This is a genomic window from Eubacterium sp. 14-2, from assembly GCF_000403845.2.
Classification (GTDB): domain Bacteria; phylum Bacillota; class Clostridia; order Lachnospirales; family Lachnospiraceae; genus Petralouisia.
The window spans coordinates 342,930-366,867 of record NZ_KE159568.1; the positions used below are offsets into that span (position 1 = coordinate 342,930).

Annotated in this window: 25 protein-coding genes; 4 read left to right on the top strand and 21 right to left on the bottom strand. The window is 47.3% G+C overall.

Translation table 11 applies throughout. The features are described from left to right. Window positions 1–11: 11 nt before the first annotated feature. The 11 genes from asnB to queC all read right to left on the bottom strand — a co-directional run bounded on the left by asnB (window position 12) and on the right by queC (window position 11,710). The gene (gene asnB, locus C805_RS18795; protein ID WP_016215557.1) at window positions 12–1,871 is read right to left on the bottom strand and encodes an asparagine synthase (glutamine-hydrolyzing); all 1,860 of its coding nucleotides are present in this window, start codon (window positions 1,869–1,871) and stop codon (window positions 12–14) included. Window positions 1,872–1,929: 58 nt separating this feature from the next. Further along, window positions 1,930–2,655 (bottom strand): hypothetical protein, encoded by a 726-nt coding sequence (locus tag C805_RS18800; RefSeq protein WP_016215558.1) that lies wholly within the window; start codon window positions 2,653–2,655, stop codon window positions 1,930–1,932. 7 nt (window positions 2,656–2,662) lie between these two features. Beyond that, window positions 2,663–4,777, bottom strand: coding sequence for a precorrin-6A reductase (gene cobK, locus C805_RS18805; RefSeq protein ID WP_196811088.1), 2,115 nt, complete (start codon window positions 4,775–4,777; stop codon window positions 2,663–2,665). A 14-nt stretch (window positions 4,778–4,791) separates the two neighbouring features. Next, window positions 4,792–5,529: a precorrin-3B C(17)-methyltransferase gene (gene cobJ / locus C805_RS18810; RefSeq protein WP_016215560.1), complete on the bottom strand. Its 738-nt coding sequence runs from the start codon at window positions 5,527–5,529 to the stop codon at window positions 4,792–4,794. After that, window positions 5,522–6,742: a cobalt-precorrin 5A hydrolase gene (locus C805_RS18815; protein ID WP_016215561.1), complete on the bottom strand. Its 1,221-nt coding sequence runs from the start codon at window positions 6,740–6,742 to the stop codon at window positions 5,522–5,524. Before C805_RS18815 ends, cobJ begins: the two co-directional genes overlap by 8 nt. 4 nt (window positions 6,743–6,746) lie before the next feature. Continuing rightward, the gene (gene cobM, locus C805_RS18820; protein WP_016215562.1) at window positions 6,747–7,508 is read right to left on the bottom strand and encodes a precorrin-4 C(11)-methyltransferase; all 762 of its coding nucleotides are present in this window, start codon (window positions 7,506–7,508) and stop codon (window positions 6,747–6,749) included. Next, entirely contained in the window at window positions 7,505–8,197 is a 693-nt protein-coding gene (cobI, locus tag C805_RS18825; protein ID WP_016215563.1) for a precorrin-2 C(20)-methyltransferase, read from the bottom strand. The genes cobM and cobI overlap by 4 nt, the downstream gene beginning before the upstream one ends. Before the next feature lie 44 nt (window positions 8,198–8,241). Next, window positions 8,242–9,441, bottom strand: coding sequence for a cobalt-precorrin-5B (C(1))-methyltransferase CbiD (gene cbiD, locus C805_RS18830; RefSeq protein WP_016215564.1), 1,200 nt, complete (start codon window positions 9,439–9,441; stop codon window positions 8,242–8,244). 422 nt (window positions 9,442–9,863) lie between these two features. Next, on the bottom strand, window positions 9,864–10,334 hold the full coding sequence (gene queF, locus C805_RS26490) for a preQ(1) synthase (RefSeq protein WP_004061403.1): 471 nt from the start codon (window positions 10,332–10,334) through the stop codon (window positions 9,864–9,866). Next, window positions 10,335–11,021 carry a queuosine precursor transporter gene (locus C805_RS26495; RefSeq protein WP_016215565.1) on the bottom strand — a complete coding sequence of 229 codons (687 nt, stop codon included), beginning with the start codon at window positions 11,019–11,021 and terminating at the stop codon, window positions 10,335–10,337. Continuing rightward, complete coding sequence (queC, locus tag C805_RS18845; RefSeq protein WP_016215566.1) at window positions 11,018–11,710, bottom strand: 7-cyano-7-deazaguanine synthase QueC; 693 nt, start codon at window positions 11,708–11,710, stop codon at window positions 11,018–11,020. Before queC ends, C805_RS26495 begins: the two co-directional genes overlap by 4 nt. Before the next feature lie 240 nt (window positions 11,711–11,950). Here queC and C805_RS18850 point away from each other — a divergent pair, with 240 nt between their 5' ends. Beyond that, window positions 11,951–12,367: a hypothetical protein gene (locus C805_RS18850; protein ID WP_016215567.1), complete on the top strand. Its 417-nt coding sequence runs from the start codon at window positions 11,951–11,953 to the stop codon at window positions 12,365–12,367. On the opposite strand, the gene C805_RS18855 is transcribed toward C805_RS18850, so the two are convergent. The 5 genes from C805_RS18855 to rd form a co-directional block, all read right to left on the bottom strand. Continuing rightward, a complete protein-coding gene (locus tag C805_RS18855; RefSeq protein ID WP_016215568.1) occupies window positions 12,330–12,998 on the bottom strand; it encodes a TetR/AcrR family transcriptional regulator in 669 nt (222 codons plus the stop codon). The genes C805_RS18850 and C805_RS18855 overlap by 38 nt on opposite strands. A gap of 77 nt (window positions 12,999–13,075) precedes the next feature. Further along, complete coding sequence (gene nadA / locus C805_RS18860) at window positions 13,076–13,975, bottom strand: quinolinate synthase NadA (protein ID WP_016215569.1); 900 nt, start codon at window positions 13,973–13,975, stop codon at window positions 13,076–13,078. A gap of 71 nt (window positions 13,976–14,046) precedes the next feature. Continuing rightward, window positions 14,047–15,192, bottom strand: coding sequence for a pyridoxal-phosphate-dependent aminotransferase family protein (locus C805_RS18865; RefSeq protein WP_016215570.1), 1,146 nt, complete (start codon window positions 15,190–15,192; stop codon window positions 14,047–14,049). A 123-nt stretch (window positions 15,193–15,315) separates the two neighbouring features. Beyond that, on the bottom strand, window positions 15,316–16,071 hold the full coding sequence (locus C805_RS18870; protein WP_016215571.1) for an aminoglycoside adenylyltransferase domain-containing protein: 756 nt from the start codon (window positions 16,069–16,071) through the stop codon (window positions 15,316–15,318). 260 nt (window positions 16,072–16,331) lie between these two features. Further along, window positions 16,332–16,496, bottom strand: coding sequence for a rubredoxin (gene rd, locus C805_RS18875; protein ID WP_016215572.1), 165 nt, complete (start codon window positions 16,494–16,496; stop codon window positions 16,332–16,334). A gap of 195 nt (window positions 16,497–16,691) precedes the next feature. Between rd and C805_RS18880 the strand changes: the two genes are divergently transcribed. After that, a complete protein-coding gene (locus C805_RS18880) occupies window positions 16,692–17,276 on the top strand; it encodes a TetR/AcrR family transcriptional regulator (RefSeq protein WP_016215573.1) in 585 nt (194 codons plus the stop codon). Continuing rightward, window positions 17,266–17,808: a flavodoxin family protein gene (locus tag C805_RS18885; protein WP_016215574.1), complete on the top strand. Its 543-nt coding sequence runs from the start codon at window positions 17,266–17,268 to the stop codon at window positions 17,806–17,808. Before C805_RS18880 ends, C805_RS18885 begins: the two co-directional genes overlap by 11 nt. 92 nt (window positions 17,809–17,900) lie before the next feature. On the opposite strand, the gene C805_RS18890 is transcribed toward C805_RS18885, so the two are convergent. The 4 genes from C805_RS18890 to C805_RS18905 all read right to left on the bottom strand — a co-directional run bounded on the left by C805_RS18890 (window position 17,901) and on the right by C805_RS18905 (window position 21,614). Further along, complete coding sequence (locus C805_RS18890) at window positions 17,901–18,680, bottom strand: ZIP family metal transporter (RefSeq protein WP_016215575.1); 780 nt, start codon at window positions 18,678–18,680, stop codon at window positions 17,901–17,903. 121 nt (window positions 18,681–18,801) lie between these two features. Then, window positions 18,802–20,988 carry a ferrous iron transport protein B gene (feoB, locus tag C805_RS18895; RefSeq protein WP_016215576.1) on the bottom strand — a complete coding sequence of 729 codons (2,187 nt, stop codon included), beginning with the start codon at window positions 20,986–20,988 and terminating at the stop codon, window positions 18,802–18,804. A gap of 168 nt (window positions 20,989–21,156) precedes the next feature. Next, window positions 21,157–21,378 (bottom strand): FeoA family protein, encoded by a 222-nt coding sequence (locus tag C805_RS18900; protein WP_016215577.1) that lies wholly within the window; start codon window positions 21,376–21,378, stop codon window positions 21,157–21,159. Window positions 21,379–21,404: 26 nt separating this feature from the next. Continuing rightward, complete coding sequence (locus C805_RS18905; RefSeq protein WP_031201454.1) at window positions 21,405–21,614, bottom strand: FeoA family protein; 210 nt, start codon at window positions 21,612–21,614, stop codon at window positions 21,405–21,407. 269 nt (window positions 21,615–21,883) lie between these two features. On the opposite strand from C805_RS18905, the gene C805_RS18910 reads away from it, so the two are divergent. Then, a complete protein-coding gene (locus tag C805_RS18910; protein WP_016215579.1) occupies window positions 21,884–22,252 on the top strand; it encodes a metal-dependent transcriptional regulator in 369 nt (122 codons plus the stop codon). A gap of 21 nt (window positions 22,253–22,273) precedes the next feature. Here C805_RS18910 and C805_RS18915 read toward each other — a convergent pair whose 3' ends face one another. Beyond that, complete coding sequence (locus tag C805_RS18915; RefSeq protein ID WP_016215580.1) at window positions 22,274–23,932, bottom strand: GGDEF domain-containing protein; 1,659 nt, start codon at window positions 23,930–23,932, stop codon at window positions 22,274–22,276. Window positions 23,933–23,938: the final 6 nt, after the last annotated feature.

Sequence of the window (23,938 nt, forward strand, 5' to 3'; positions counted from 1 at the left end):
CTTCCAGATTTTTACAAATCCACTACCCGAATCTGATACCGTTTCATCCATTCATCCACCTGCAGCAGATATGCCAGCATCTGAGGTCCGGCCATCAGCTGTCCGTACCAGGGTTTTCCATAATCAGACGAACGGTTTAAGAACTGTTCCACTTTTTTCCGGTCCAGGAACTGTAATAACGGGGAACCTCCGGACAGGATAACTTCACGCACCATATCTTTCAGAAGGTTCTCATAGCGGGGATCGTAGGTTTTGGGATAAGGGGATTTCCGGCGAAACAGAACTTCTTCCGGCAGAAGGCCCCTGCCGGATTCCCGAAGCAGGTGTTTGACCACACCGTCTCTGGCTTTCAGTTCCCAGGGTACATTCCACACATATTGAATAATCCGGGTGTCTGCAAAGGGCACGCGGGCCTCCAGGCCGCTGTACATACTGGTCCGGTCCATCCGGTTTAAAAGGGTCTGCATAAACCACCGCAGATTCAGCCAGGAAATCTCCCGCCGCCTCTGTTCCTGCGGGCTGTCCCCCTCCCACCGGGGCGTCTCCTTAACGGAGCGATGATAGCATTCCAGAACGTATGCATCCATTTTAAGATAATCCAGAAATTCCTCTGACAGAAGTTCTTTTCTGGGAGACAAATCCATGGTCCATGGAAACATTTCTGCCTCCAGGCACTCTTTCTTATGAAACCAGGGATATCCGCCGAAAATTTCATCCGCACATTCTCCCGTCAGAGTTACCTTATACTTTTTACTGACCTGGGAACAGAAATACAACATGGAAGAATCCACGTCCGCCATGGCCGGAAGGTCATGGGCTTTCACCGAATCGTACAGCATGGCAATCTGATGCTGATTATCGCATTCCAGAAAGGTGTGGTCAGAGCCGATGTATTCCACCATTTCTTCCACATAAGGTCTGTCCTGGGAGGGCTGAAATGCATTTGCCTTAAAATTTTTCTGATTATCCACAAAATCAAAGGAAAAAGTGGCCAGTTTCTTTCCCTGTTTTTTCAGCTCCAGAGCACACACGGCCGATACCAGGCTGCTGTCCACGCCGCCGGACAGAAAAGTACAGATGGGCACATCCGACACCATCTGGCGGCTGATGGAATCCTGCACCAGAAAAGATACGGTTTCCACGGTTTTCTCATAGCTATCCTCATGGGGATGGCTTTCCAGTTTCCAGTACAGACTCTTCTGTATTCCTCCTGCCCTGGTACAGGTCAGATATTCTCCCGGACACACTTCAAAAATATTTTTCAGAACACCGCAGCCCGGACTTCTGGCCGGACCGATACCGAAAATCTCATTCAGGCCCTTTCGGTCAATCTCCGGTTTTACTGCAGGATGGGCCAGAATGCCTTTCAGCTCTGAGGCAAAAATCAGTTCTCCCTCACAGACTGTATAAAACAGCGGTTTTACACCTGCGCAGTCACGGAAGAGATACAGCGCCTCCAGGCCGGAGTCGTATATCCCAAAGGCAAAAATGCCATTGAGCTGCCTGACAAATTCCGGCCCGAATTCCATAAAGCCCAGCAAAATCACTTCCGTATCACAGGAGGTCCCAAAAGTCCATCCACGGTTTTGCAGCATTTTCCGCAGCTCTTTTCCATTGTAAAGTTCTCCGTTATATACAATGCTGCAGGTCTTTCCCCCGGCTGTGCGCACCATGGGCTGGTGACCGCCGGAAAGATCAATAATGGAAAGGCGGCTGTGGGAAAATCCACAGCGCTTTGCCAGATAAATCCCTGCGTCGTCAGGCCCTCTGCGCCACAGTTCCTGATGCATTCCCGTCAGCAGAGTACGGTAATAGGATTCGTTTTCTCCATAGTCCCTGTCTCTGTGATAAAATCCTGCAATTCCACACATAAAAGCACACTCCTGATTTTTACATACAATTCAGTATATCGTGGAATCAGGAAAATTATTACAGTTTTATCTGGTTGCGGCTTCCATGCAGAATCAGATCCCGGTCTGAGCTGTTAAGGGCCGTAATACTGCCGCTCCTGTCATACCTGGTCAGAAGCTCCGTGTTCCGTGCAAGATGTTTTTCTCCGTGGTGAGACAGAAAATCCTCTATTTCCTGCTGATTTCCCCGGCGGAACAGCTGCCGGATTTCCTCCTGGGTATAGATGGACTCCGCAATCTGATTTGAAAACTTTATATTGGAAAGTCCTCCCGGTATTCCCTCGGAAACCGGAACGGGCTCCGGCAGAGACAACCCGGTCTCTCCGGAGAATTCTTCCTGTTCTGATATTTTATCCTCCAGAATCTCAGGAAACTCTCCTTCTGCAGTTTTGGGATGGTCGTTCCAGATTTTATCCCAGACAGATTTCAGGAAATCCACTGCCAGGGCGGCATATTTTTTCACTTCCTCCATCAGGGATATTTTTCTTTTTTCCCGGATGGATTTCTCATAGCCCTGACTGGAAATTTCCACTTTTACTCCATTGCTTCCTGCGGTTCCCTTCTGTTCCTCCGGCTCCATGGAAAGTTCCTGAGATTTTTCAGGCTTTTTTGGCTGGCTTTTCTCATAGGTAACTCCGTCTTTTCCCATGTTCAGGTTAAACTCTGCCGCTTCTGTGGTTTCACGCTTCTGCTGGCTTACTTTGGAATAATCATAAAATCTCTGATTGTTGATTCTGTCTACCATAACAACCTCATTTCTGCAAAGTGATTACATACACGGGATTCTGCCCCATCATCAGATGGTGGCTTCCCAGTTCTTTTGCCCTGGCTACCGTCACCTGCACGATTTCCTGACGGGCAAATTCATGCTCCTCCATCACTTCCATCACCTCTCTTAAGGTTTCCAGCGATATTACATTCAGAACAATCCGCACTCCGGGAGATTTTCTCCACAAAATGTCCAGAATGTCCCTGAGTTTTCCGCTGCTTCCCCCAATAAATGCATGGGTGGGAGCCGGCAGTTCTTCCAGCGCTTTTGGCGCTTCTCCTGCTGTGATTTCCACATTCCATGCCCGGTGACATCTTCTGTTCTTCTCAATCAGCTCCAGTGCTTCCGGATTTTTCTCAACTGCACATACTCTGCCCTGCAGAGCAATCCGTGCGCATTCCACTGCAATGCTTCCGGTTCCGGCCCCGATATCGTAGACAACGGAGTCCCGCTGCAGAGCCAGTTTTGCCAGAGAGACGCTGCGCACTTCTTCTTTTGTCATGGGTACCCTGCCCCGTACAAACATTTCATCGGAAATTCCATGGGAAACAGGAATTTCTCCGGCTCTCTTATGGATAAGCAGAACTGCCAGCAGCCCTTCCCGGTCAAAATCCAGAAACTGTTTTGGCTTCCCGGAAATAATTTTCTCTTCCGGATAACTCAGCTGCCAGCCCACATGCATTTCCACTGCGTCCATTCCATACTGTATAAGTTCCTGACTCAGCTTTTGCACACTGCTTGCCCCGTCCATCAGAACAAATACTTTCTCATGAATATTCAGAGTCCCGATTACGTTCTGCTGCCTGCCGTGGAGGCTCATAAAAACCATATCCTCCCAGGGAATCCGAAGAAGCGAAGCCATATAAGGCCCGGAAGAAATTCCGCACAGGGATTTTATTTCGTACTGATGTTCTTCCGTAATGCCTGCTTCCTCAAAAGCCTGAAACAGGCCTTTCGCTCCGCTGTAAAATCCCACATCCCCGGACAGCAGCACCACAATTTGTCTGTACTCCGGATGTTCCAGAATAAAATCTGCAATTTCCGAACTTTTATACCTGTTTTCCATGGGCCTGCCAAACCCTTTCACCGTTTCCAGCATCCGGGCCGCGCCGATAATCACATCCGCATGTTCACAGGCACTGTACACCTCTCCGGTCATATTAGAGACGCTGCCCATGCCCATACCGGCAATGGTAACCCTTCTGCTGATTATATCGGATGAATCCGGTTTCTGCTCCATATCCGCTTTCTGTAAATTTTTTCCGGTATATACGGGAACAGATTCCTGCGCAGATTCTTCCGCATACTCCAGGCCCAGTTTCCGCAGCACTTCTTCCATGGAACAGCCCTGCTCCCTGGGGCGGCGTATGGCCACTGTCTCCGCTCCCGTCTGCCGGGCTGCCGCCAGCTTCTGGGGATATCCGCCGGCCTCTCCCGTTTCTTTTGTCACCAGAATGGAAATCTTAAGTTCCTCCATCATGGCAATGTTTAATTTTTCACTGAAAGGCCCCTGCATACAGATGATCTGCTTTCCTTTCAGGCCAAGGGCTCTGCACTGTTCCACCTGCTGGCTGCCTGGCAGAAGCCGTACATAAATCCGGCTGATATCCTCAACGCCTTTTGCATATTCCGCCAGGGAATTGCCCCCGGTAGTGAGAAATATATTTCCCGTGGTCTGATTCAGATAAGCAACGGCTTCCCTGTGGGTATCCACAAAAAGAATTTTATTTCTGCGGCAGAATTCCTGGTCCGGTTCCCTGCAGCTGCCCTGCCGCAGCAGACGCAGCGGTTTTCTTCCCTGACGGCTGCAGGCCGCCGCAATATTTTCCGAAACCTCCGTTGCAAAAGGATGGGTGGCGTCCACCACCGCCTGCCACTCTTTTTCCATAAGCAGCATTTCCATCTCATCCTCGTCCAGACGTCCGGTATGTACGGTGAGAAATTCAGAAAGATTTTCCTCCATCTGTTCCTCCCCGTATTCCGTGGCCACACAGACGGTTACTTTCCGGTTCCGGCCCGCCAGCAGTTCCGCCAGCTTCCTTCCTTCCCCTGTTCCTGAAAATATCAGGATTTCCTGCATATTTTTCCTGTTTTCCAAAACCTTTTTGTCCCTCATTTCCTGCCGAGCTGATAACCTCTGGGGGTCACCATTTTTCCGTTGACCAGTTTCGTATCAGAATTTCCCACAAACACCGTGGTAAACATATCGGTCTGCACATCCTGCAGTTCTTTTAAGGTATAAACTCTGCTGCATTCCCCTTCCCGCCCAATATTGGAAACGGTTCCGCATACCGTGTCGTCCTTTTTGTGTTTCAAAAGAATCTGGCAGGCACGCTTTAAATAATCTGCACGCTTTTTGCTGGAAGGATTATACAGACAGATGGAAAAATCCGCCTGAGCCGCTGCTTTCAGCCTTGTTTCTATCTGCTCCCAGGGAGTCATCAGGTCGCTGAGGCTGATAACTGCAAAATCATGCATCAGCGGGGCTCCCAGTACGGCTGCTCCGCTCATTGCCGCGGTCACTCCCGGAACAATCTCCACTTCCACCTGGGGATACTGGCTGCTCAGTTCCAGAATCACGCCGCCCATTCCATAAACTCCTGCATCTCCGCTGCAGATCATGGCAGTATCTTTTCCTTCCTGTGCCCTGGCAAAAGCAAGGTGGCACCGCTCCACTTCCTGCCGCATGGGGGTAGTGAGAAATTCTTTGTCCGGAAAATGCTTTTCCACCAGTTCCACATATACCGTATATCCCACAATAACCTGACAGCTTTTCAATGTTTCCGCTGCCCGCACCGTCATTTCTTCATAGCCTCCGGGGCCAATGCCCACCACATATAATTTACTCAAATACAACACTCCATTCCTGTTCTGCCAGCGCCAGCGTCATGCCATGTTCTGCAGTTTTTTTCTGCAGCAGGGCCGGCATATATTCTCTTCTGCTTCTTTCCATGGCGGCTTTTACTGCCGCCCGTTCACATATATTTTCAATTCCCATGGTCTGTTTCACAAATTCCGAGGACGTGAAAGTTCCCGGCACCTGAGCTAATTCCTCCGCGGAAAAAGTATAAAAAGGAATCCGGTATTTTTCAGCAAACGCCAGAATTCCTCCTTCTTCTTTTTTCCGGTCCGCCGACGCCAGGCAGCAGACGCTCTCCGGAGCAATCCTCTGCTCTTTCAGCACCTTTTTCACGAATCTTTCGATTTCCTCTGCTGATTTGCCCTTTCGGCAGCCGATACCGATAACCACTGCTTTGGGAAACAGGCACAGTGTACCCTCCTGTTCCCTGAAATCATGAATTCCCGTGTAAATCCGGTAGTTTCCCCTCTCCGGCTGCGGCTTTTCCCTTCCGTCTCCGGGAACGGATGTTTCCGGCGTATTCTTTTCTTCCGGCCAGCCATCTTCAGCTTCATTCCATTCCTTCCACAAAAGATCCTTCGGAAAATTTCCCACCGGGGCAGCGGCGCTGCCAGAGGATTTCCCAGGCAGTAAAATTCCCGGCTTTTCACAGTAAAATTCAATCTTTTTCCCCCGCAGCACCGCGCCGGAAATCTCTTTTGCCAGCCTGCGGTCAGAAAGTACCAGTCCGTTTCCGGCCGCAAAGACATCCACGGCAAATTTTCCATACAAATCCGTGGCTGTGGTAATCACCGGGACTGCCGGAAGTTCTTCTGCCAGAAAAGCAGCCCACCGGTTGCCGCCGCCCACATGGCCGGACAGAATGGGAATCACATAATTTCCCTGTTCATCCAGCACCAGCACTGCCGGATCTGTAAATTTATCTCTGACAAAAGGTGCGATGGCCCTGACTGCGATTCCCGCAGCCCCCACAAAAATCAGAAGCTGTGAATCCTCAAAGGCTTCCCGGCACCATTCCTGCAGAGACTGTCCCGGCATTCTGCCCATGCGAAGAGACAGTTCTGGCCTGGCGTTTTTCAGTTTTTCCCGTATCTTTTCTCCAAGGGCTTTTCCCCTTTCCGTGAAATAAATAACAGAGGCCCGGTTCCGTTCCCTGTCCTGTCTCATGGACTTATTTCCTGTCTGTTCTCTGGAATTTTTCATGGGATTACTTCCTGTCTGCTTTCCGGAATTCTGTCTCGAACTCAGGATGATACAGCCTGCTTCTCTGATAGCTGCTGTGGGTTACCGCATCTCCCACAATCACCAGCGCTGTTTTGGAAATTCCATATTTCCGGCCGGTTTCCGCCAGGGTTCCCAGAGTACAGATATGTGCTTCTTCCTCCGGCCAGGTGGCTTTGTATACAAGGGCTGCCGGGGTATCTTCCCGGTATCCTCCCTCTGTCAGACGTTTTGCCAGTTCCTCCAGCATTCCCGCACTCAGGAAAATTACCATGGTGGCCTGATGGGCCGCGAAACTTTCCACTGACTCTTTTTCCGGCACGGGAGTCCGCCCCGCCATTCTGGTGATAATCACGCTCTGGGACACATCCGGCAGAGTATACTCCAGATTCAGGGCAGCGGCAGCGCCGCAGAAGGAACTGACTCCGGGACAGCTTTCATAGGAAATCCCCTCCTGCTCCAGTATATCCATCTGTTCCCGCACCGCTCCGTATACACAGGGGTCCCCTGTATGGAGGCGAACTGTCATTTTTTCTGCCTGCTCTGCTTCTTTCATCACCTGCATTACTTCTTCTAACGTCATTTGTGCACTGTTATAAACTTCACAGTCCGGCTTTTTTTCTTCCAGCAGCGCCGGGTTTACCAGAGAACCCGCATAAATAATCACATCTGCCTGCTGCAGAAGGCGCTGTCCCCGGACAGTAATCAAATCCGGCGCTCCGCTTCCCGCTCCTACAAAATAAATCATAATTTCTGCTCCTTTACAATCAAAAGAGAATAATATCCTGCCTGTTCCGGAATATCCTCTGCCCGCCGGTAAATATGTTCTTCCTCCATGCCGCAGTTTTCCACCATGGATACCTGGCAGGAAGAAAGTCCGGAAAGCTCTTCTCGAATCTGTCCCAGCTTCCTGCCTGGTTTCATCAGCACTTTCGTGCCTGAAAGATGAATCCCTTCCTCAATTCCGTAAGTGGAAGGGATAATATGCAGCATCTGGGAATTTTCCACCAGCCCCTGATTCAGTTTTGCGGAAACTGCACAAAATGACGGAATTCCATTGATAATTTCCGTCTCATATCCCGCTGCCGCCGCCCGCTGGTGCATATAAATGTAAGTGGAATAAATGCAGGGGTCTCCAAGGGTCAGAAATGCAATGTTTCTGCCTTCGTCCAGCTCTTTTCTGATTTGCGCAAACGCTGCCTCATGGCTCTGCTCCAGCTTCTCTTTGTCTTTTGTCATGGGCATTTCCAGTTCCAGACACATTTTCTCTGCCGCTTCGGGCACTGCCTGGCAGACAATTTTATAAGACACGGTTTCCTCTTTCTCACGTCCCGGCACTGCAAGAGCCCCGCATTCCTGAATTATGCGGACTGCTTTCAGTGTCAGAAGCTCCGGGTCGCCCGGACCCACGCCCACACCATATAATTTTCCTCTCATAAGTTCCTCCATATTTTCTGTTTCTGACTGTTCAGAACCGTATTTTAAATTCCGTATATTTTTTCCAGAATCAGCTCTGCATTCTCTGTGCGACCCAGTTCTCCGTGAGAGTGATTTCTCCTGCCGTATTCACTGGAAAATACAATGGCTCCCACCAGGGTTCTGCCCAGGCTCCTTCGGTTCAGATGATACTGTATCCGCTCCATCACACGCTTCATGGTTATCTCAAGATAACCGCCTTCCTCTAACAGACGCACCCCTTCTTCTGTGGTGACCGCCTCCATTACCTTCCGCAGCAGAGGCTCCGGCACTCTGGCCAGCACTCCGTTGGCAGTCAGAATCTCCAGCCTGGCGTCTGCATTCCGGGAATGGGTCTGAAAAATCCCTCCGGCCACCTTGATAAATTTACCGATATGGGACACAAAGAGCAGATGTTCCACCCCAAGCTCCACTGCCAGGTCGATGGTTTCTCCAATAAAATTACTGCATTTTACCGCTTCCTCCAGGGACAGTAATTCTGACTGTCTTAAAAATTCCTGCCCGTAATTTCCCGGCGTCACCACAAGGCTCTTTCTCCCCAGCTCCACCTGCTGATTCATTTCCAGACGGATACTGGAAATCAGCGCCGCCTCGCTCATGGGTTCCACAATCCCTGTGGTGCCCAGAATGGAAATGCCTCCTTCTATGCCCAGCCTGGGATTAAAGGTATGTTCTGCCAGGGCTGCTCCCTCCGGCACGGAAAGTTCCACCGTAAGCCCGCCTTCGTATCCCTGTTCCCGGCAGAGCTGTTCCAGCGCCTGTTCTGTCATCTGCCTTGGCACAGAATTGATGGCATAGGCCCCCGGCGGCTGCTCCAGGCCCGGTTTTGTCACAATGCCAATGCCTGTCCCGCCGGTAATGACAATTTCCGGCTCCTGCCGGCGGGAAACCCTGGCGTACACCCGTACACCGTCGGTAACATCCGGGTCGTCCCCCGCATCTTTTGCAATGGCGCAGGACACAAACTCACGTTCCCTCCGGATATCCAGCACTTCCAGGTGCAGGCGGATTCCCTTCGGCGTCAGCAGATCCACATAATCCGCCCGTTCCCCTGTGAGCAGCATAAAAGCTGCAGCCCTGGCTGCCCCGGCGGCACAGCTCCCGGTGGTATAGCCAAACTGCAGCCTTCTTCCCTCTGAAATTTTGCAGTAATTTTCCAGTCCGGTTTCCTGCAAATGGCCGGACTGCCTTGAATTCTGTTCCATAAATCTCCTGCCGGTAATACCGTTCTATGTTCTGTTTCTGCTATTTACAGTCTGCTATTGCAGGCTATTGGGTAAATATATTTTAATTATAATTTTCTTTTCCCAAAAATGCAACTGTCCGCTGAAAAATAAGGGGTATATTTCTTCCGGCCCAAACTTTTCTCTTGCAAATGCACGGGAGTTTGACAGCTGAATGATTAAAAAAACACTTGCAGGCTCCATAATACCTGCTTTGGCAATCCCAGGCTCTGGATGTTCCTTCCAGGACTGTACCGGACTGATCCCTTTCACACCTGAAACCGAAGCAGAACCGGAATCTTATGAAGATATCTATCCCTGTCTTCCGCCCGGAAATCTTATCACTTATAATAAATTTTCGGATACGCCAGATGCCCCGTAAGACCACGGGGCATCCAAATCTGTTATCGGTTATCTACTTTTTCGGGATACATGTCATGATGGGCGAGACGGTCATAAGCCATTTCCTCCCATTTTGTCCCTTTCTTTCCGTAATTACAGTACGGATCAATCGAAATGCCTCCTCTTGGAAGAAATTTCCCCCAGACTTCAATATACTTCGGTTCCATAAGATTTATCAAATCTTTCATAATCTTATTGCAGCAGTCCTCATGAAAATCTCCATGATTCCTGTAAGAAAAGAGATACAGTTTCAGGGATTTGCTCTCAACCATTTTTCTATCCGGGACATAAGATATGTAGATCGTCGCAAAATCCGGCTGTCCCGTAATCGGACAGAGAGATGTAAACTCCGGACAATTGAATTTCACGAAATAGTCATTGTCCATATGTTTATTTTCAAAACTTTCAAGTACCTCCGGCGCATAATCCATTTGGTATTTTGTCTGTTTTCCAAGTGCATGTAACTCAGACATTTAATGTTCCTCCTTCACTTTAATCTTTCTTGCCAGATATACGAAAGGTGTATCGCAGAAAGCAACAATTGCCTTAAACAGATACGTTGTAAGCAGAATACTCACAAACACCTCCGTGTCATACACACCCCAGAAAGCGGCAAACGTAAACACCAGCGTATCCACAGCCTGGGAAGTCAGAGTCGAACCACAGTTCCGAAGCCATAACCTTCCCTCATTGTCGCCCGTTTTTTTCCAGATGAAATGATAAAGCGCAACATCTATCGTCTGTGAGCAGATATATCCCAGTGTGCTTCCTAAAACCACCCTCGGTACAAAACCGAACAGCATGGTCATAGACTCATTCATGATATCGTTTTCATTCGGGACAAACCTGAGCAGCCCCTGTGTTCCCACCAGGAAAACAGCAGTTGTAAACAGACCGATGTAGACTGCTTTCTGCGCCGCTTTCTTTCCATACTTTTCTGACAGGATATCCGTCACCAGAAAACTTGCCGCATAAAGCGTATTCCCCGCAGTGGTTGAAAGCCCAAGAATATCCACATTTTTACACACCTGTATATTGGCAAGAATCGCTGAAATTGCCGTAAACACATACAGCCCTGTCCTTCCAAACATTTTGTAGGCAATCACTACCGAAAAAAGATAAAAACCAATTGAAAGTATAAACAAAACAGAATTTGTCATTTCTTCTCCTCCTCATATTCCGCCGGATCCTGGATTTTGTTTAGTTCAAACGCTTTCCTCCTGTCCATACAGGTGGCGCATTTTCCACAAGGCTTTTCTCCACCCTCGTAACAGGACCAGGTAAATGCAAAGGGCGCCTGAAGCCCCATCCCTGTCCGGACGACATCTGCCTTATGGCTGTACAGAAATGGAGCCTCAATTTCCAACTGCTTTCCGCTCCCTTCATACACTGCCCGGCTAATTGCTTCATGAAATGCTTCTGAAGTATCCGGGTACGCATTTCCCGCGCTGTCATCCGCATGCGCCCCATAATAGATCTTCTCACATCCATCCGCCAGCGCAACAGACGCCGCTGCCGCCAGAAACAGCCCGTTCCGGAACGGAACATAGGTAGAAACCGGTTTTCCAGTACTCTCCTGAAGCTGGGATGCATATGTGCCCCTGGGAATTTCTCCCCTTCCCTCCAGTAATGTACAGTCTGAACCCGCAAATATCATCCCCATATCCAGTTCCTTATGTCTCACATGATAATGCTGCGCAATCCTCCGTGCCGCTTTCAGTTCATTGCTGTGCTTCTGCCCATAAGAAACAGACAGGCTCAGCACATTCTCATAGCCATACTTCTCTACGGCAAGCGCCAGACAGACTGTCGAGTCAATGCCGCCGCTTGACAACACCAGTACTTTCATACATTTTCCTCCAATCACAGTTCAGCCGTACAAAAAAGCAAAAAAAATCCCGCAAAACGCAGGATTCAATAAAATCGGGTTCCCTAGTTTTGTTTAACGACAGGATGGTACGCTCGATTAATCGGGCCGAACTGTCTATTCAGTTGTATTGAAATTATATTCCGCAAAACCCAGGATGTCAACTATAAAAAATTTTATTTTTATACGCTTACTGTCTTTACGCGGGAGTTTGACAGTTGAATGAGAGAAAAAACACTTGCATTTTCCCTTTTTCCAGGTAATCCAAACGAACAGACATCCTTAAAACCCCTGGAACAGAAAGTGCTGGGTGAATTCGGATGCCGGAAATTTATTTACTGCAGTGATGCCGGACCCGGTTCAAAAGATATCAGAGTTTATAATCATATGGGTAAGCGTGTTTTCACCGTTACCCGGCCAGTCAAAAAATTAAAAAAAGAATGGGCGCTCTATCAGAAGACCATCCGGGAAAAACAGGTAGAACGTGTACAAAATTATGAAGAATGTTTCCGCATCATGAAGACAGATTTTTCAGCAAGACCTGTTTATCTTCAGGATGAAAACCGGGAGATAAAACACCTGTATTCCCATTTTGGGTGTTTCATCTCCCGCTCCCCTGTTTCTTTTTGTCATAAATAACTACCAGTTCCTGCAGTCTGTTCAGCAGTTTATCATCCACAATATCCAGGCCGAAGCCTTCCATCATCTGCCGGAACACCATGAACTTACGATAAGACTCCTCCGGAGTATCGTCAAGTATCATGGGATTCATCCAGGCATTGGCCACAAGAATAATCAGTTCTGCCAGTTCTTTTGGATATTCCGTCTGTATGGAACCATCCTCTATTCCCTGCCGGATAATGGGCTCAATGTAATGAGGCGCCACCTCATTTACCGTCTCATCCAGAAGACTGAACAGCAGTTTTGGATTATTATGAAAATTTGGAGCCACCGCAAAGATTTCATCCTGTACGGGCCGGCAGATGGATTCTCGAAAAATTGCTTTCAGCTTTTCTCTGCCGCTCAGGTCGGAACGATCTCTGATTTTTTCCAGAAGATAATTGGACTCTGAAGTCATCCTTTCCGTCACTGCAATCAGAATATCTTCCTTTGACTTAAAATGATGATAAATAGCACCTTTACTGAGTCCTCCCAGATGATTAATAATATCCTGCACAGAAGTATACTCGTAGCCTTTTTCCATAAACAGCCGGGTGGATACATCCAGAATCAGCTGAATCGTTTCTTCCGGATTCTTATTTCGAGCCATTCCTGTTTTCTTCCCCCTTAAAATCAGTCATGATATGTTTTCCCACGCCCCAGCAGCGTGTATATATGTCAGGTTTCCTATCCCAGTTCCAGCATACGCTCCAGAGGTTTTTTAGCACGGATCCGGAGTTCTTCGTCCATTTCCACCACATTTGTCATATTTTCCAGTGCTTCCACCACATTGTCCAGTGTGACCCGCTTCATATCGGAACATTTTTTCTGGCCTGCGTCAAAGAAAAGTTTTTTAGGCTTTTTCAGCTGCAGCTCATAGAGCACGCCCATTTCTGTGCAGACAATAAATTCTTTTGCCTTACTCTCTGTCACATGTTTGATAATGCCTGAAGTGCTGCCCACATAATCCGCCATAGCAATCACATCCATGGTGCACTCCGGATGTACCAGAATCTCTGCCCTTGGATGGATATCTTTCACAATCTGCACATTTTTGGCCAGAATGCTCGTATGTACATGACAGTATCCGTCATTGAAAATAAAATTTTTTTCCGGTACCTGGGAGGCCACAAACCGTCCCAGATTTTCATCGGGAATAAAATAAATATTCTTATTTGGCAGCGCCTTTACAATTTTCACCGCATTGGATGAAGTGACGCACACATCAGAATATGTCTTCAGTTTTGCAGTTGAATTGATATAACATACAACTGCCAGATCTTCATACTGTTTCCGAACCTCATTGATTTTCTCAACATCCGCCATATGAGCCATCGGACAGTCCGCCCCCATATCCGGCATAATAACCGTTTTCTCCGGATTGAGAATTTTCGCGCTTTCCCCCATAAAAGACACTCCGCAGAATAAAATGGTCTTTGCCTTTACCATTGTGGCAATTTTGCTGAGATAGAAGGAATCTCCCACATAATCAGCAATTTCCTGCACTTCATCGTCCACATAATAGTGGGCGAGAATCACCGCATCCCGCTCTTGTTTCAACTGGTTGATTTTGTCTGTAACTGACATATCTTCTCCCGCTTTCCTTTCCAATAATAACATTTCACCATGCTTTTCTTTCTGCTTACTATCTCATAATATTACTTTTCTGTCAAGAGAAGAAATAATTCACGGAACCGTTCTTTCAGGGAAACGGCCAGAGTAATCCCCAGTTTTTTCAACGTCTGTTCCAGCGCCTCCATGGTTTCTGTCATATCTGTAAAGTCAGCGTTGGTTCCCATATGCCCAATTCGGATCACCTGCCCGGCAAGATTATCAAAAGAACCGGCCAGCATAATGTTGTGCTCCTTGCGCATGGCTGTGAGAATCTCCTGAGCTGTGGTTCCTTTCGGCACATCAAATACCGTAACTGTATTGGAAAATCCCTGTTTCAGATGAAGCTGCAGCCCTGCTTCTTCAAGGGCCTGTCTGCAGGCGGTTCCGATTGCAGCATGGCGGGAAATCATCTCCCTGTCCTGTTCAATATTATCAAAAGCTGCCCGCAGCCCGTAAATGTCACTGATGGGCATGGTATAGGGAAACCACTTCTTCTCATAATACCCGTCAAATATTTTCAGGCTGGCGTAGAAAGACGCAATGGGTGTTTTCCGTTCGTGCATGGCATTTTTTGCCTCCTGGCTCACCGTTACAAAGGTCAGTCCGGGAGGTGCGGAAACTGCTTTCTGAGAACCGCCGCAGAGAATGTCCACCTGTGCTTCTGTCACATCCACCCGTTCCCCGAACATGGCAGAAACGGAATCCACTACCGTCAGAAGTCCGTACTTTTTCAGCAGAGGGCAGAGAACATGAATATCATTCAGCATACCGCTGGGCGTATCACAGTGCACCAGTGTGGCGTATTTATAATCGTGGTTTTTCTCCAGAAATTTTTCCAGTTCTTCCGGGTCTATGGGCCTTCTGTCATCCACCGTGTACAACTCCGGCCGGCCTCCGTACATGGATACAAAATCTGCAAATCCTTTTCCGTAAATTCCGTTATCCAGCACCAGCACCCTGTCCTGGGGCTCCGTCAGGGAGGCACAGGCGGCTTCCAGCCCCAGAATTCCCTCCCCGGCCAGAATCAGCGTTTCATTTTCGGTGTGAAGCAGACGGCTGATCTGCCTGCAGGTCTCTCTGTAAAATTCTACAAAAGTTTCATCCAGATCCGGGTTGGTACACTCCCTGGCTCTGGCCAGACGAACATTTTCCTTTACCTGGGTGGGTCCCGGCGTCATAATCTTATACATAATTTTTCCTTCTTTCTGTCCTCTGTACGGACCTTTGATTTTTATCCGTATCATACCCTTTATGAGAAAAATTTTACAGAGCCAGATTCTTTCTTTTTTTCAATGCCAGAACAGGAAATTTATCTAATTCCTTATCTGTGTTATCATATATGCAGCATATTCAAGGGCATTATTTTCATCCCATTCTGTTGATTTATCAGATAAATATTCATCCAGTGCCTGTACTATTAAAGTTTGATACTTTTCAGGGACATTGCATATTCCCCATTTACCACCTTCCTGTTTTGACAGGATACGTTCTTCTTTTTTGTATGCTAATACTCTGCATAAGTTTAGAATAATGTAAGTGGGATTGTCCATTATTTCCGTTTCAGCTTCCTTAATATCACTCCAAATACTGTCAAAGTAGTCTTCTTTACTGACTGCTCCAAAGACATCTTTGATATCGTTTCCATAAAGACATTTTCCCCTGTGATAAATAATAGTAAAATGAGCTGCCAGATCTTTATCTGTTCCCTTCATTTTATCAATATAATCTGAAGGATTCGTTTTATACCATTCTAAATGTGCAATAGAAAAGTGCAATTCGAAAGGGGTCGGATAAACAAACGGATTGCATACCTCTCTTTTAACAATGCTTAGTTCGATTCCTTTTGGAGGAGCATATGTATTTAATTCTACAACCATATCCAAGAAGCGATGTTTTATGTTGTCCGGAATAGTTTCCTTTACTACAACCAGCAAATCAATATCACTTTTTTTCTCATTATAGCATCCCATAACAGCAGAACCATGAAGATAAATCCCAATCAGATTATCTCCTGATATTTTCTGACTTTGTGTGACAAAACTTTTCAGTAAATCATTTAAAGCATCCATCTCTGACATCTCCTCAAAATATCTGCTACAGCGGTCAATCCTGATTTTATATCCTGCAGTTAAAATTTGCATATGCTATAATGCCAGCAGGCAAAGCGCCCACCAGGCCATCTGCTGTCCTTATGGTGCCTGCCCAGCCATTTGCTGATGAGGTGCAAACCACACCTGCTGCCACAGTCACAGGAATTATAACATATCAACAGATAATCTTCTATTTCCTTCTTAAAAAACTACATACCAAAAAAGCACAGCCTGATGGGCTATGCTTCTTCCTTTACAAATACATCTTTTCCCAGTCCGCACAGAGGACATACCCAGTCCTCCGGCAAATCTTCAAAAGAAGTCCCCGGCGCAATTCCGTTGTCCGGATCTCCTTCTTTGGGATCATAAACGTAGCCGCAGGGCTCACAAAGATATTTATCCATTTTTCATTCTCCTTTTCCTTTTTCTGTCAGTATATCCCATTCTGAAAAATATATACCTTCCGGACGCTGCTTATGGACATTTTGTCGGTTCCGTCCACTTTTCCATCAGAATTTTCCCATTGACACTCCCTGCTTTCATAATATATAATCCAATTATATAAACTATTTATATAACTGGATTATATGGAGGTAACCATGCCAAAACAGAGAATCACAAGAGAAATGGTTATTAACGCCGGGTTTGAAATAGCCAGAAAACATGGAATGGAAGGTGTTATGGTCAAAACCATTGCAGATACCATCGGCTGTTCTGTACAGCCCATTTACAGCTACTGCCAGAATATGGACAGCCTGCGGCAGGAGGTAGCCGCAAAGACCAGTGACTTTATACGGAAGTATATCAGAGCCCACACTGACCCAAAAGACCTGTTTCGCAGTACCGGAAAAGCCTATATCCGGCTGGCCGAGGAGGAGCCCCATCTCTTTAAAATATTTATCCTGCACAGGCGAGACAGTATTTCCTCTCTGCAGGATTTATATGAGAAAGAAACCAGTCCGAAAGTTTCGGAATACATTGCAGAGGAATTAAAAATCAGCATCTCTCAGGCAAAGCAGCTGCATTTGAACATGCTGATTTACACCATCGGCATGGGAACCATTTTCGCCATGACAACGCCTGGCATTCCTCTGAGTGAAATCCATACTCAGCAGGAGCTGGCCTGCCAGGCATTTCTGGCACAGATTTTAAATCAGAAGGAGGAAGATTTTCATGGAAAATAAAATTATAATTATCTGCAAAAGCAGTACCGGATTCACAAAAAAATATGCCAGTCTGATTTCCCGGAAAACGGGAGCCAGACTGGTGGATTTTAAAGAAGCATCCCCGGAGCTGATGTCCGGCTGCGATCTGGTTATTTTCGGAAGCCGCGCCCATGCAGGCCGAATTGACGGCTATAAGAAAATAAGAGAGATGTTTCACAAAAGCACTGCCCGCAGATTCCTGCTGTTTGTCACAGGAGCCACGCCTGCTGCCGCCAGCGGCACCATAAATGAATTCTGGGCTCAGAACCTCACCGAAGAAGAGCTGGCAGACATTCCGCATTTTTATATGCCCGGCGGCCTGTGCTATGAAAAAATGTCCCTGTCGGACAGACTGATGATGAAGGTTGCAGCAAAGATGATGAAAAAGAAGAAAAACAAGACTGCCCAGGATCTGGAATTTGAACGAGCAATCTCATCTTCCTATGATATTTCGGACAAAGCCTATGCAGAACCGCTGATTGCATTTCTAAGCAGCATCCGGGAATCCTGAAAAAGGGCGGGTACGGGCTTTCTCCGGCCCCGGAGAGCTTCAGATGAAGGGACTTCAAAGCAGTAAATTTCAACTCCCCGAATCCTCTGCCCTTATCCAAGGGCCACGTCCAACACCATCATAATCAGAAAACCAAGGGCAAATCCCAGGGTACCCACATTGGAATGGCTGCCCTGAGAAGATTCCGGCAGAAGTTCCTCCACCACCACATAAATCATGGCGCCTGCCGCAAAAGAAAGAAGATAAGGCAGAAGGGGCACCACAAGACCTGTCAGCAAAATGGTGACTGCTGCTCCCACAGGCTCCACAATACCGGAAAGGAGTCCCTGAAAAAATGCTTTCCGGCGACTTCCGCCCTCTCTTTTCAAAGGCAGAGAAACAATTGCTCCTTCCGGAAAATTCTGAATGGCAATGCCCAGGGACAATGCCAGCGCCCCGGTTCGGGAAATGGTCTGTTCTCCGGAAAGCAGTCCCGCAAACACCACGCCCACCGCCATGCCTTCCGGGATATTGTGCAAGGTAACGGCCAGTACCAGCATGGTGGTTTTTTTCAGTTTGTTTCCGGGGCCTTCCGGCTGTTCCGGATTCAGATGAAGATGGGGCACCATCCGGTCCATCCCCAGCAGAAAGAGGATTCCAAGGGCAAATCCCACTGCCGCCGGCAGAAAAGCCAGTTTCCCCATGGACGACGAAGCATCCATGGCAGGAATCAGAAGGGACCAGACAGAGGCCGCCACCATCACCCCGGAGGCAAATCCCGGCAGCGCCTTCTGTACCAGAGGTTTCAGTTCATCTTTTTTCAGAAAAAACACACTTCCCGCTCCCAGGGCTGTTCCCAGAAAAGGGATCAGCAGGCCAGCTAAAATATACATCTTTATTTCTCCTGTCTCTGTAAAAATTTCAGCCCGTACAGATGTGCGTGCGGCCCTCATATGCAAAACCGCCCATCCTGGCTTACCGTCAGTATTCCCCGAAAAAAGATTCTTACACCCCTTATCTGGCTCCGACCATACCTTTCATTTTCCCGAAAGCCTGTTTTTTGTCGGGACGAAACAGCAGATAAACAAATCCTGCCATCAGAATCAGGGCAGCCGCTGTCCCGACTCCAAAGGTTCCCAGGGTAAGCCAGGTTCCGATCTGATAAATACACAGCGACACAGCGTAAGCCAGCAGACACTGATATCCAATGGCAAACCAGAACCATTTTATGTTGTTCATCTCCCGTCTGACAGCGCCCATGGCCGCAAAACAGGGTGCGCACAGCAAGTTAAATATCAGGAAGGAATAAGCGGCGGCAGCTGTCATATGACCTGCCAGCATTTCCTGTATTTCCTTTCCGTCTTCTGCCACTTCCGCAAATCCAAACAGAATTCCAAACGTACCCACTACATTTTCTTTTGCCACCAGGCCAGTCACAGCTGCAACTGCTGATTTCCAGTCGCCCCAGCCAAGGGGAAGAAAGAGCCATGCAAACATATTTCCAATGGAGGCCAGAATGCTGTGGTCAGTTTCCATATCTTCCAGCATACAAAACTGACCGTCCACCCAGCCGAAATATGTAGTAAACCATATAAAAATCGTAGACAACAGGATAATTGTCCCAGCCTTTCTGATAAAGGACCATCCCCTCTCCCACATGCTCCTGAGCACGTTCCCGGCCGTGGGCATATGCCAGGCCGGAAGCTCCATTACAAAAGGAGCCGGATTTCCCGCAAACATTTTTGTTTTCTTCAAAATAATTCCGGAACAGATCACCGCCCCGATTCCCACAAAAAACGCACTCCAGGAAACCCACCAGGCATTGTTGAAAAATGCGCCTGCAATCAGTGCGATAACGGGCAGTTTTGCACCGCAGGGAATAAAGGTAGTGGTTATAATGGTCATTTTTCGATCCCTGTCGTTTTCAATGGTTCGGGAGGCCATAATTCCCGGCACACTGCAGCCTGTTCCAATCAGCATGGGAATAAAAGATTTCCCGGAAAGACCGAATCTGCGGAAAATACGGTCCATAATAAAGGCCACTCTGGCCATATATCCACATGACTCCAGAAATGCCAGAAAAACAAACAGTACCAGCATCTGGGGTACAAATCCCAGCACTGCACCCACACCGGCCACAATTCCGTCCAAAATCAGCCCCTGCAGCCAGGCAGCACAGCCAGCCCCATCCAGCACGCCGGAAAGAAATTCCGGAACTGACGCCACATGAAGGCTCTCCACACCAAACAGGTTCCATCCTTCTCCAAACACTCCGTCGTTCACCCAGTCTGTGGCCTGGCTTCCCACCGTAGTCACGGAAACATAATACACAAATGCCATTATCGCCGCAAAAAGAGGCAGCGCCAGAATCCGGTTCGTGACAATTTTATCAATCTTATCAGAGACTGTGATTTTCTCTTTCTGCTGTCTGATACAGCATTCTTTTACCACAGAAGAAATATACAGGTAACGTTCACTGGTGATAATACTCTCCGCATCGTCATCCATTTCTTTTTCCAGAGCTGCAATCTCTGCTGTCACATCAGGCACATGTTTCATTTTCTCTGCAATCCCCTTATCCTGTTCCAGAAGTTTCACAGCAAAAAACCGCTTCTGTTCTTCTGGTATTTCATTTCCCAGCTTATCTTCCACAGCCTTTAACGCCTTTTCCAGCTCCGGAGAAAATGCAGGAGCTGCCTTTACCGCTCTCTGGCTCTCTGCAGCACGCAATGCCTGTTCCGCTGCCTCTTTCACACCTTCTCCTTTCAGGGCAGAGATTTCCACCACCGGACAGCCCAGTTTCTCACTGAGCTTCTCCACATGTATCTGAACTCCGTTTTTTTTCATGATATCCATCATATTTACAGCCAGAACCAGAGGAATCCCAAGCTCCATCAACTGGGTGGAAAGATAAAGATTCCGCTCCAGGTTCGTTCCGTCCACAATATTCAAAATCCCATCGGGGCGTTCTTCCATCAGATAATTTCTGGCAACCACTTCCTCCGGTGTATAGGGAGAAAGGGAATATATTCCCGGCAAATCCATAACAGCCACATCTTTATGGCCTTTCAGTTTTCCCTCTTTTTTCTCCACTGTGACTCCGGGCCAGTTCCCCACAAACTGGCTGGAACCGGTCAGTGCATTAAACAATGTGGTTTTTCCGCAGTTTGGATTTCCTGCCAATGCTATTTTTACAGACATTTTCCCACCTCCTGCCTTTCGGCGCTTTTCATTTACTATTTTACATATCAGACCATTTGTTTTATACAACTTATTAAGATTAGTCTATGCTAACCCATGGGCAAAAAAATAATCCCGCCCGTTTTTTCTTCTGAAACTTCTTTCATATTCTTATCCGGCAAAACCGCCTCACTCCACTTCTATCATTTCCGCATCCGCCTTCCGCAGAGACAGTTCATACCCCCGCACTGTTACTTCCAGCGGATCTCCCAGAGGGGCCACCTTCCGGACAGACACTTCCACCCCTCTGGTGATTCCCATATCCATAATCCGGCGTTTTACAGGGCCTTCTCCATGTAATTTTGCCACTTTTACTGTTTTCCCGCATGAAATCTGTTTTAATGTTCTCATATCCTTTCCTTTCTCTGTTTTACAGGTTAAATCTGTATTTTGCCTGCCATATCTCTGTCCAGGGCAACTCTTGATTCTTTCACATTCACAATCATATTGCCGCTGTTCTGTGACACTACGGTTACCTGTCCGCCGGCCACAAACCCCAGATTTTCCAGAAACTTCCTGGTCTCTTCTTTTCCTCCCACTTTTCGGATGGTATTCACTTCTCCTGGCAACGCCATAGTTAAAGGCATTTTCATCACTTCTTTCTTCTTTTTGATAATGATTCTCATTTGATTTCTTTAGTTAGTATATACTAACATTTATTCGTTGTCAATAACCAAATGGAAATTTTTATCAGAACCGGAAAGTATTCCGGAAAGGGAAACCGGGTCCGGCTCTTCCTTTCCGTGTACTTACATTTTTTACTACTTCCAGCTTTCAAAATATTTGCCAACTTCTGTCTTTTCCAGTATACTGGATCTATCAGCATACTGAGCGAAACCAGGGAGGGTATTTTATAATGAAAACCAGTGAATCTGCAGAAAATTATCTGGAAACCATATTGATCCTGAGCCGGAAGCTGCCCGTGGTCCGTTCCATAGACGTATCGGTGGAACTGAACTTTAAGAAATCCAGTGTCAGCGTGGCCATGAAAAACCTGCGGGAAAAAGGCCACATTACTGTTTCTGAAGCGGGCTTTATCACTTTAACGGAATCAGGACGTGAAATCGCGGAAATGATTTACGAACGCCACCGTTTTCTCTCCGGCTGGCTGACCAGTCTGGGAGTAAACGAAAAAACTGCGGCAGAAGACGCCTGCCGCATGGAACATGTTATCAGTCGTGAGAGCTTTGCAGCCATTAAAAAAGCTGTGGAACACGATTTCTGACAAAAATTTCCATATAATTTTTTATGAGAGAGGTACAGCTTTCTGCTTCATGGCAAATTTCTCGTGATACATCATTTTGTCCGCCCTGCGCAGGGTATCACCAAGATCATAATCTACCTCGCTGTCATACAGTTTGTAGCCACAGGCAATCTGAATGGGGTATTCTTTCGGATTGCTCTGATTACATCTGTCCACTTCCACTTTCAGTCTCTGCACCCGCTTTCCGCATTCTTCCAGAGATACCCCTTTCAGAAGCACACAGAATTCATCGCCGCCCATACGGTAACATTTTCCGATATCGCCGAATACTTTTTCTATCAGCTCTGCACTGCACCGGATATATCGGTCTCCTTTCTCATGTCCCAGAGTATCGTTGCACTTTTTCAGGTTATTCAGATCAAACATAACCACAATGCTGTTTTCCGGAGAAAAATCTTTCTGTTCAATATATTCGGCATAGGCTGTCCGGTTTAAGATTCCTGTCAGCTGGTCATGGTAGGCCATTTCTTCGTATTTCCGCGCCTGTATGCCGATGGCCATCAGCCGCCTGGTTTCTTTTACAGAGCGGACGCCCAGCACAATGATATATGTAAGAAATCCAACCATGCCCAGAACCATCATGGAAGTCCCATTGGATACATAATAAACCACAATATCCACGGCCATTCCCAGAATACAGGCACAGCCGCACCCTAACAATGTCTGCAGTTTCTTATTCCATCCAACGGTGCGCAGCTCCCGTACTGACATAAAAACAAAAACCAGCGCCAGAAATACCATGGATGCATGGGTCATCCACAACGTCTCTCTTAAGTCTGCAATCCCCTTTATCTGAAGCCCCAGTTCCAGCAGAGAAATCATCATACTGGCTGCACAGGGAATATACCATATGATACTGTCTCTGGTGGAATAAAGCTCTTTTACATACAAAATAAAAGGAACTACCACCAGCATCAGACACAGGAAAGGCAGGTTGGCCAGCGGAATGGAAAAAGGAAAAATCAGCGACATGGAAGTGATATCCGTTATTTTCCACAGTCCGATATTCAGGGAAAACATGCCCAGCATAAACAGGCTTTTATCCACCTCTGCCGTATGATAAATAGACACGGTAAAAAAGATAAACACCAGTCCCATTATGATAGCCGCAAGACTCAGCAGCAGGGGCAGTAAATCTTCTTTGATAATATGCAGCCAGATGCCATATTTGGAGCCCACATAAAATTCCGGTATAATATTCCTGGAGCTTTCATACACGGGAGCCAGTACCACCTGAACCTCTTTTCCGGCGTCTGCCGCATTAATCAGCACTGTGTTCCAGTTGCTTCCCGGCGTCCTGCCGAAAGCATTGGTTTCTTCCGGCCGATAAGTGAATACACATTCTTCCTCAATGTATGCCTCCACATTCTGATGAATGCTGTAAAAAGCCAGACTGCTGCCTCCTTCAGACACATCGGAAATCCGCATGGTATACACATCTTTCACTCCCAGCGGAGTATTTTCATCCTCTGTATGGACCATTTTATATTCCTTAAATTCACCGAAACTGGTGTTCATCTGGTTATGTACCGCATGACTGGCTATGTTTGCGGAAAGATAGAGAAAAAAGAAAAATACTGTCACTACGCAGCCAGCATAACAGCCAGATATTATACGTCTTATCTTTGTTTTCCATTCCATACAACT

Bases quoted from the DNA above. Each gene is read 5' to 3' on its own strand.
- queC (WP_016215566.1), bottom strand. From the start codon at position 11,710: ATGAAAGTACTGGTGTTGTCAAGCGGCGGCATTGACTCGACAGTCTGT.
- C805_RS18890 (WP_016215575.1), bottom strand. From the start codon at position 18,680: ATGTATATTTTAGCTGGCCTGCTGATCCCTTTTCTGGGAACAGCCCTG.
- cobM (WP_016215562.1), bottom strand. From the start codon at position 7,508: ATGATTTATTTTGTAGGAGCGGGAAGCGGAGCGCCGGATTTGATTACT.
- C805_RS18915 (WP_016215580.1), bottom strand. From the start codon at position 23,932: ATGGAATGGAAAACAAAGATAAGACGTATAATATCTGGCTGTTATGCT.
- asnB (WP_016215557.1), bottom strand. From the start codon at position 1,871: ATGTGTGGAATTGCAGGATTTTATCACAGAGACAGGGACTATGGAGAA.
- C805_RS18865 (WP_016215570.1), bottom strand. From the start codon at position 15,192: ATGTATAAGATTATGACGCCGGGACCCACCCAGGTAAAGGAAAATGTT.
- C805_RS18850 (WP_016215567.1), top strand. From the start codon at position 11,951: ATGAGAGAAAAAACACTTGCATTTTCCCTTTTTCCAGGTAATCCAAAC.
- cobI (WP_016215563.1), bottom strand. From the start codon at position 8,197: ATGAGAGGAAAATTATATGGTGTGGGCGTGGGTCCGGGCGACCCGGAG.
- C805_RS26495 (WP_016215565.1), bottom strand. From the start codon at position 11,021: ATGACAAATTCTGTTTTGTTTATACTTTCAATTGGTTTTTATCTTTTT.
- C805_RS18800 (WP_016215558.1), bottom strand. From the start codon at position 2,655: ATGGTAGACAGAATCAACAATCAGAGATTTTATGATTATTCCAAAGTA.
- C805_RS18855 (WP_016215568.1), bottom strand. From the start codon at position 12,998: ATGGCTCGAAATAAGAATCCGGAAGAAACGATTCAGCTGATTCTGGAT.
- C805_RS18815 (WP_016215561.1), bottom strand. From the start codon at position 6,742: ATGAAAAATTCCAGAGAACAGACAGGAAATAAGTCCATGAGACAGGAC.
- rd (WP_016215572.1), bottom strand. From the start codon at position 16,496: ATGGATAAATATCTTTGTGAGCCCTGCGGCTACGTTTATGATCCCAAA.
- queF (WP_004061403.1), bottom strand. From the start codon at position 10,334: ATGTCTGAGTTACATGCACTTGGAAAACAGACAAAATACCAAATGGAT.
- C805_RS18910 (WP_016215579.1), top strand. From the start codon at position 21,884: ATGAAAACCAGTGAATCTGCAGAAAATTATCTGGAAACCATATTGATC.
- feoB (WP_016215576.1), bottom strand. From the start codon at position 20,988: ATGTCTGTAAAAATAGCATTGGCAGGAAATCCAAACTGCGGAAAAACC.
- C805_RS18900 (WP_016215577.1), bottom strand. From the start codon at position 21,378: ATGAGAACATTAAAACAGATTTCATGCGGGAAAACAGTAAAAGTGGCA.
- C805_RS18905 (WP_031201454.1), bottom strand. From the start codon at position 21,614: ATGCCTTTAACTATGGCGTTGCCAGGAGAAGTGAATACCATCCGAAAA.
- cbiD (WP_016215564.1), bottom strand. From the start codon at position 9,441: ATGGAACAGAATTCAAGGCAGTCCGGCCATTTGCAGGAAACCGGACTG.
- C805_RS18870 (WP_016215571.1), bottom strand. From the start codon at position 16,071: ATGGATGCTTTAAATGATTTACTGAAAAGTTTTGTCACACAAAGTCAG.
- C805_RS18880 (WP_016215573.1), top strand. From the start codon at position 16,692: ATGCCAAAACAGAGAATCACAAGAGAAATGGTTATTAACGCCGGGTTT.
- nadA (WP_016215569.1), bottom strand. From the start codon at position 13,975: ATGTCAGTTACAGACAAAATCAACCAGTTGAAACAAGAGCGGGATGCG.
- C805_RS18885 (WP_016215574.1), top strand. From the start codon at position 17,266: ATGGAAAATAAAATTATAATTATCTGCAAAAGCAGTACCGGATTCACA.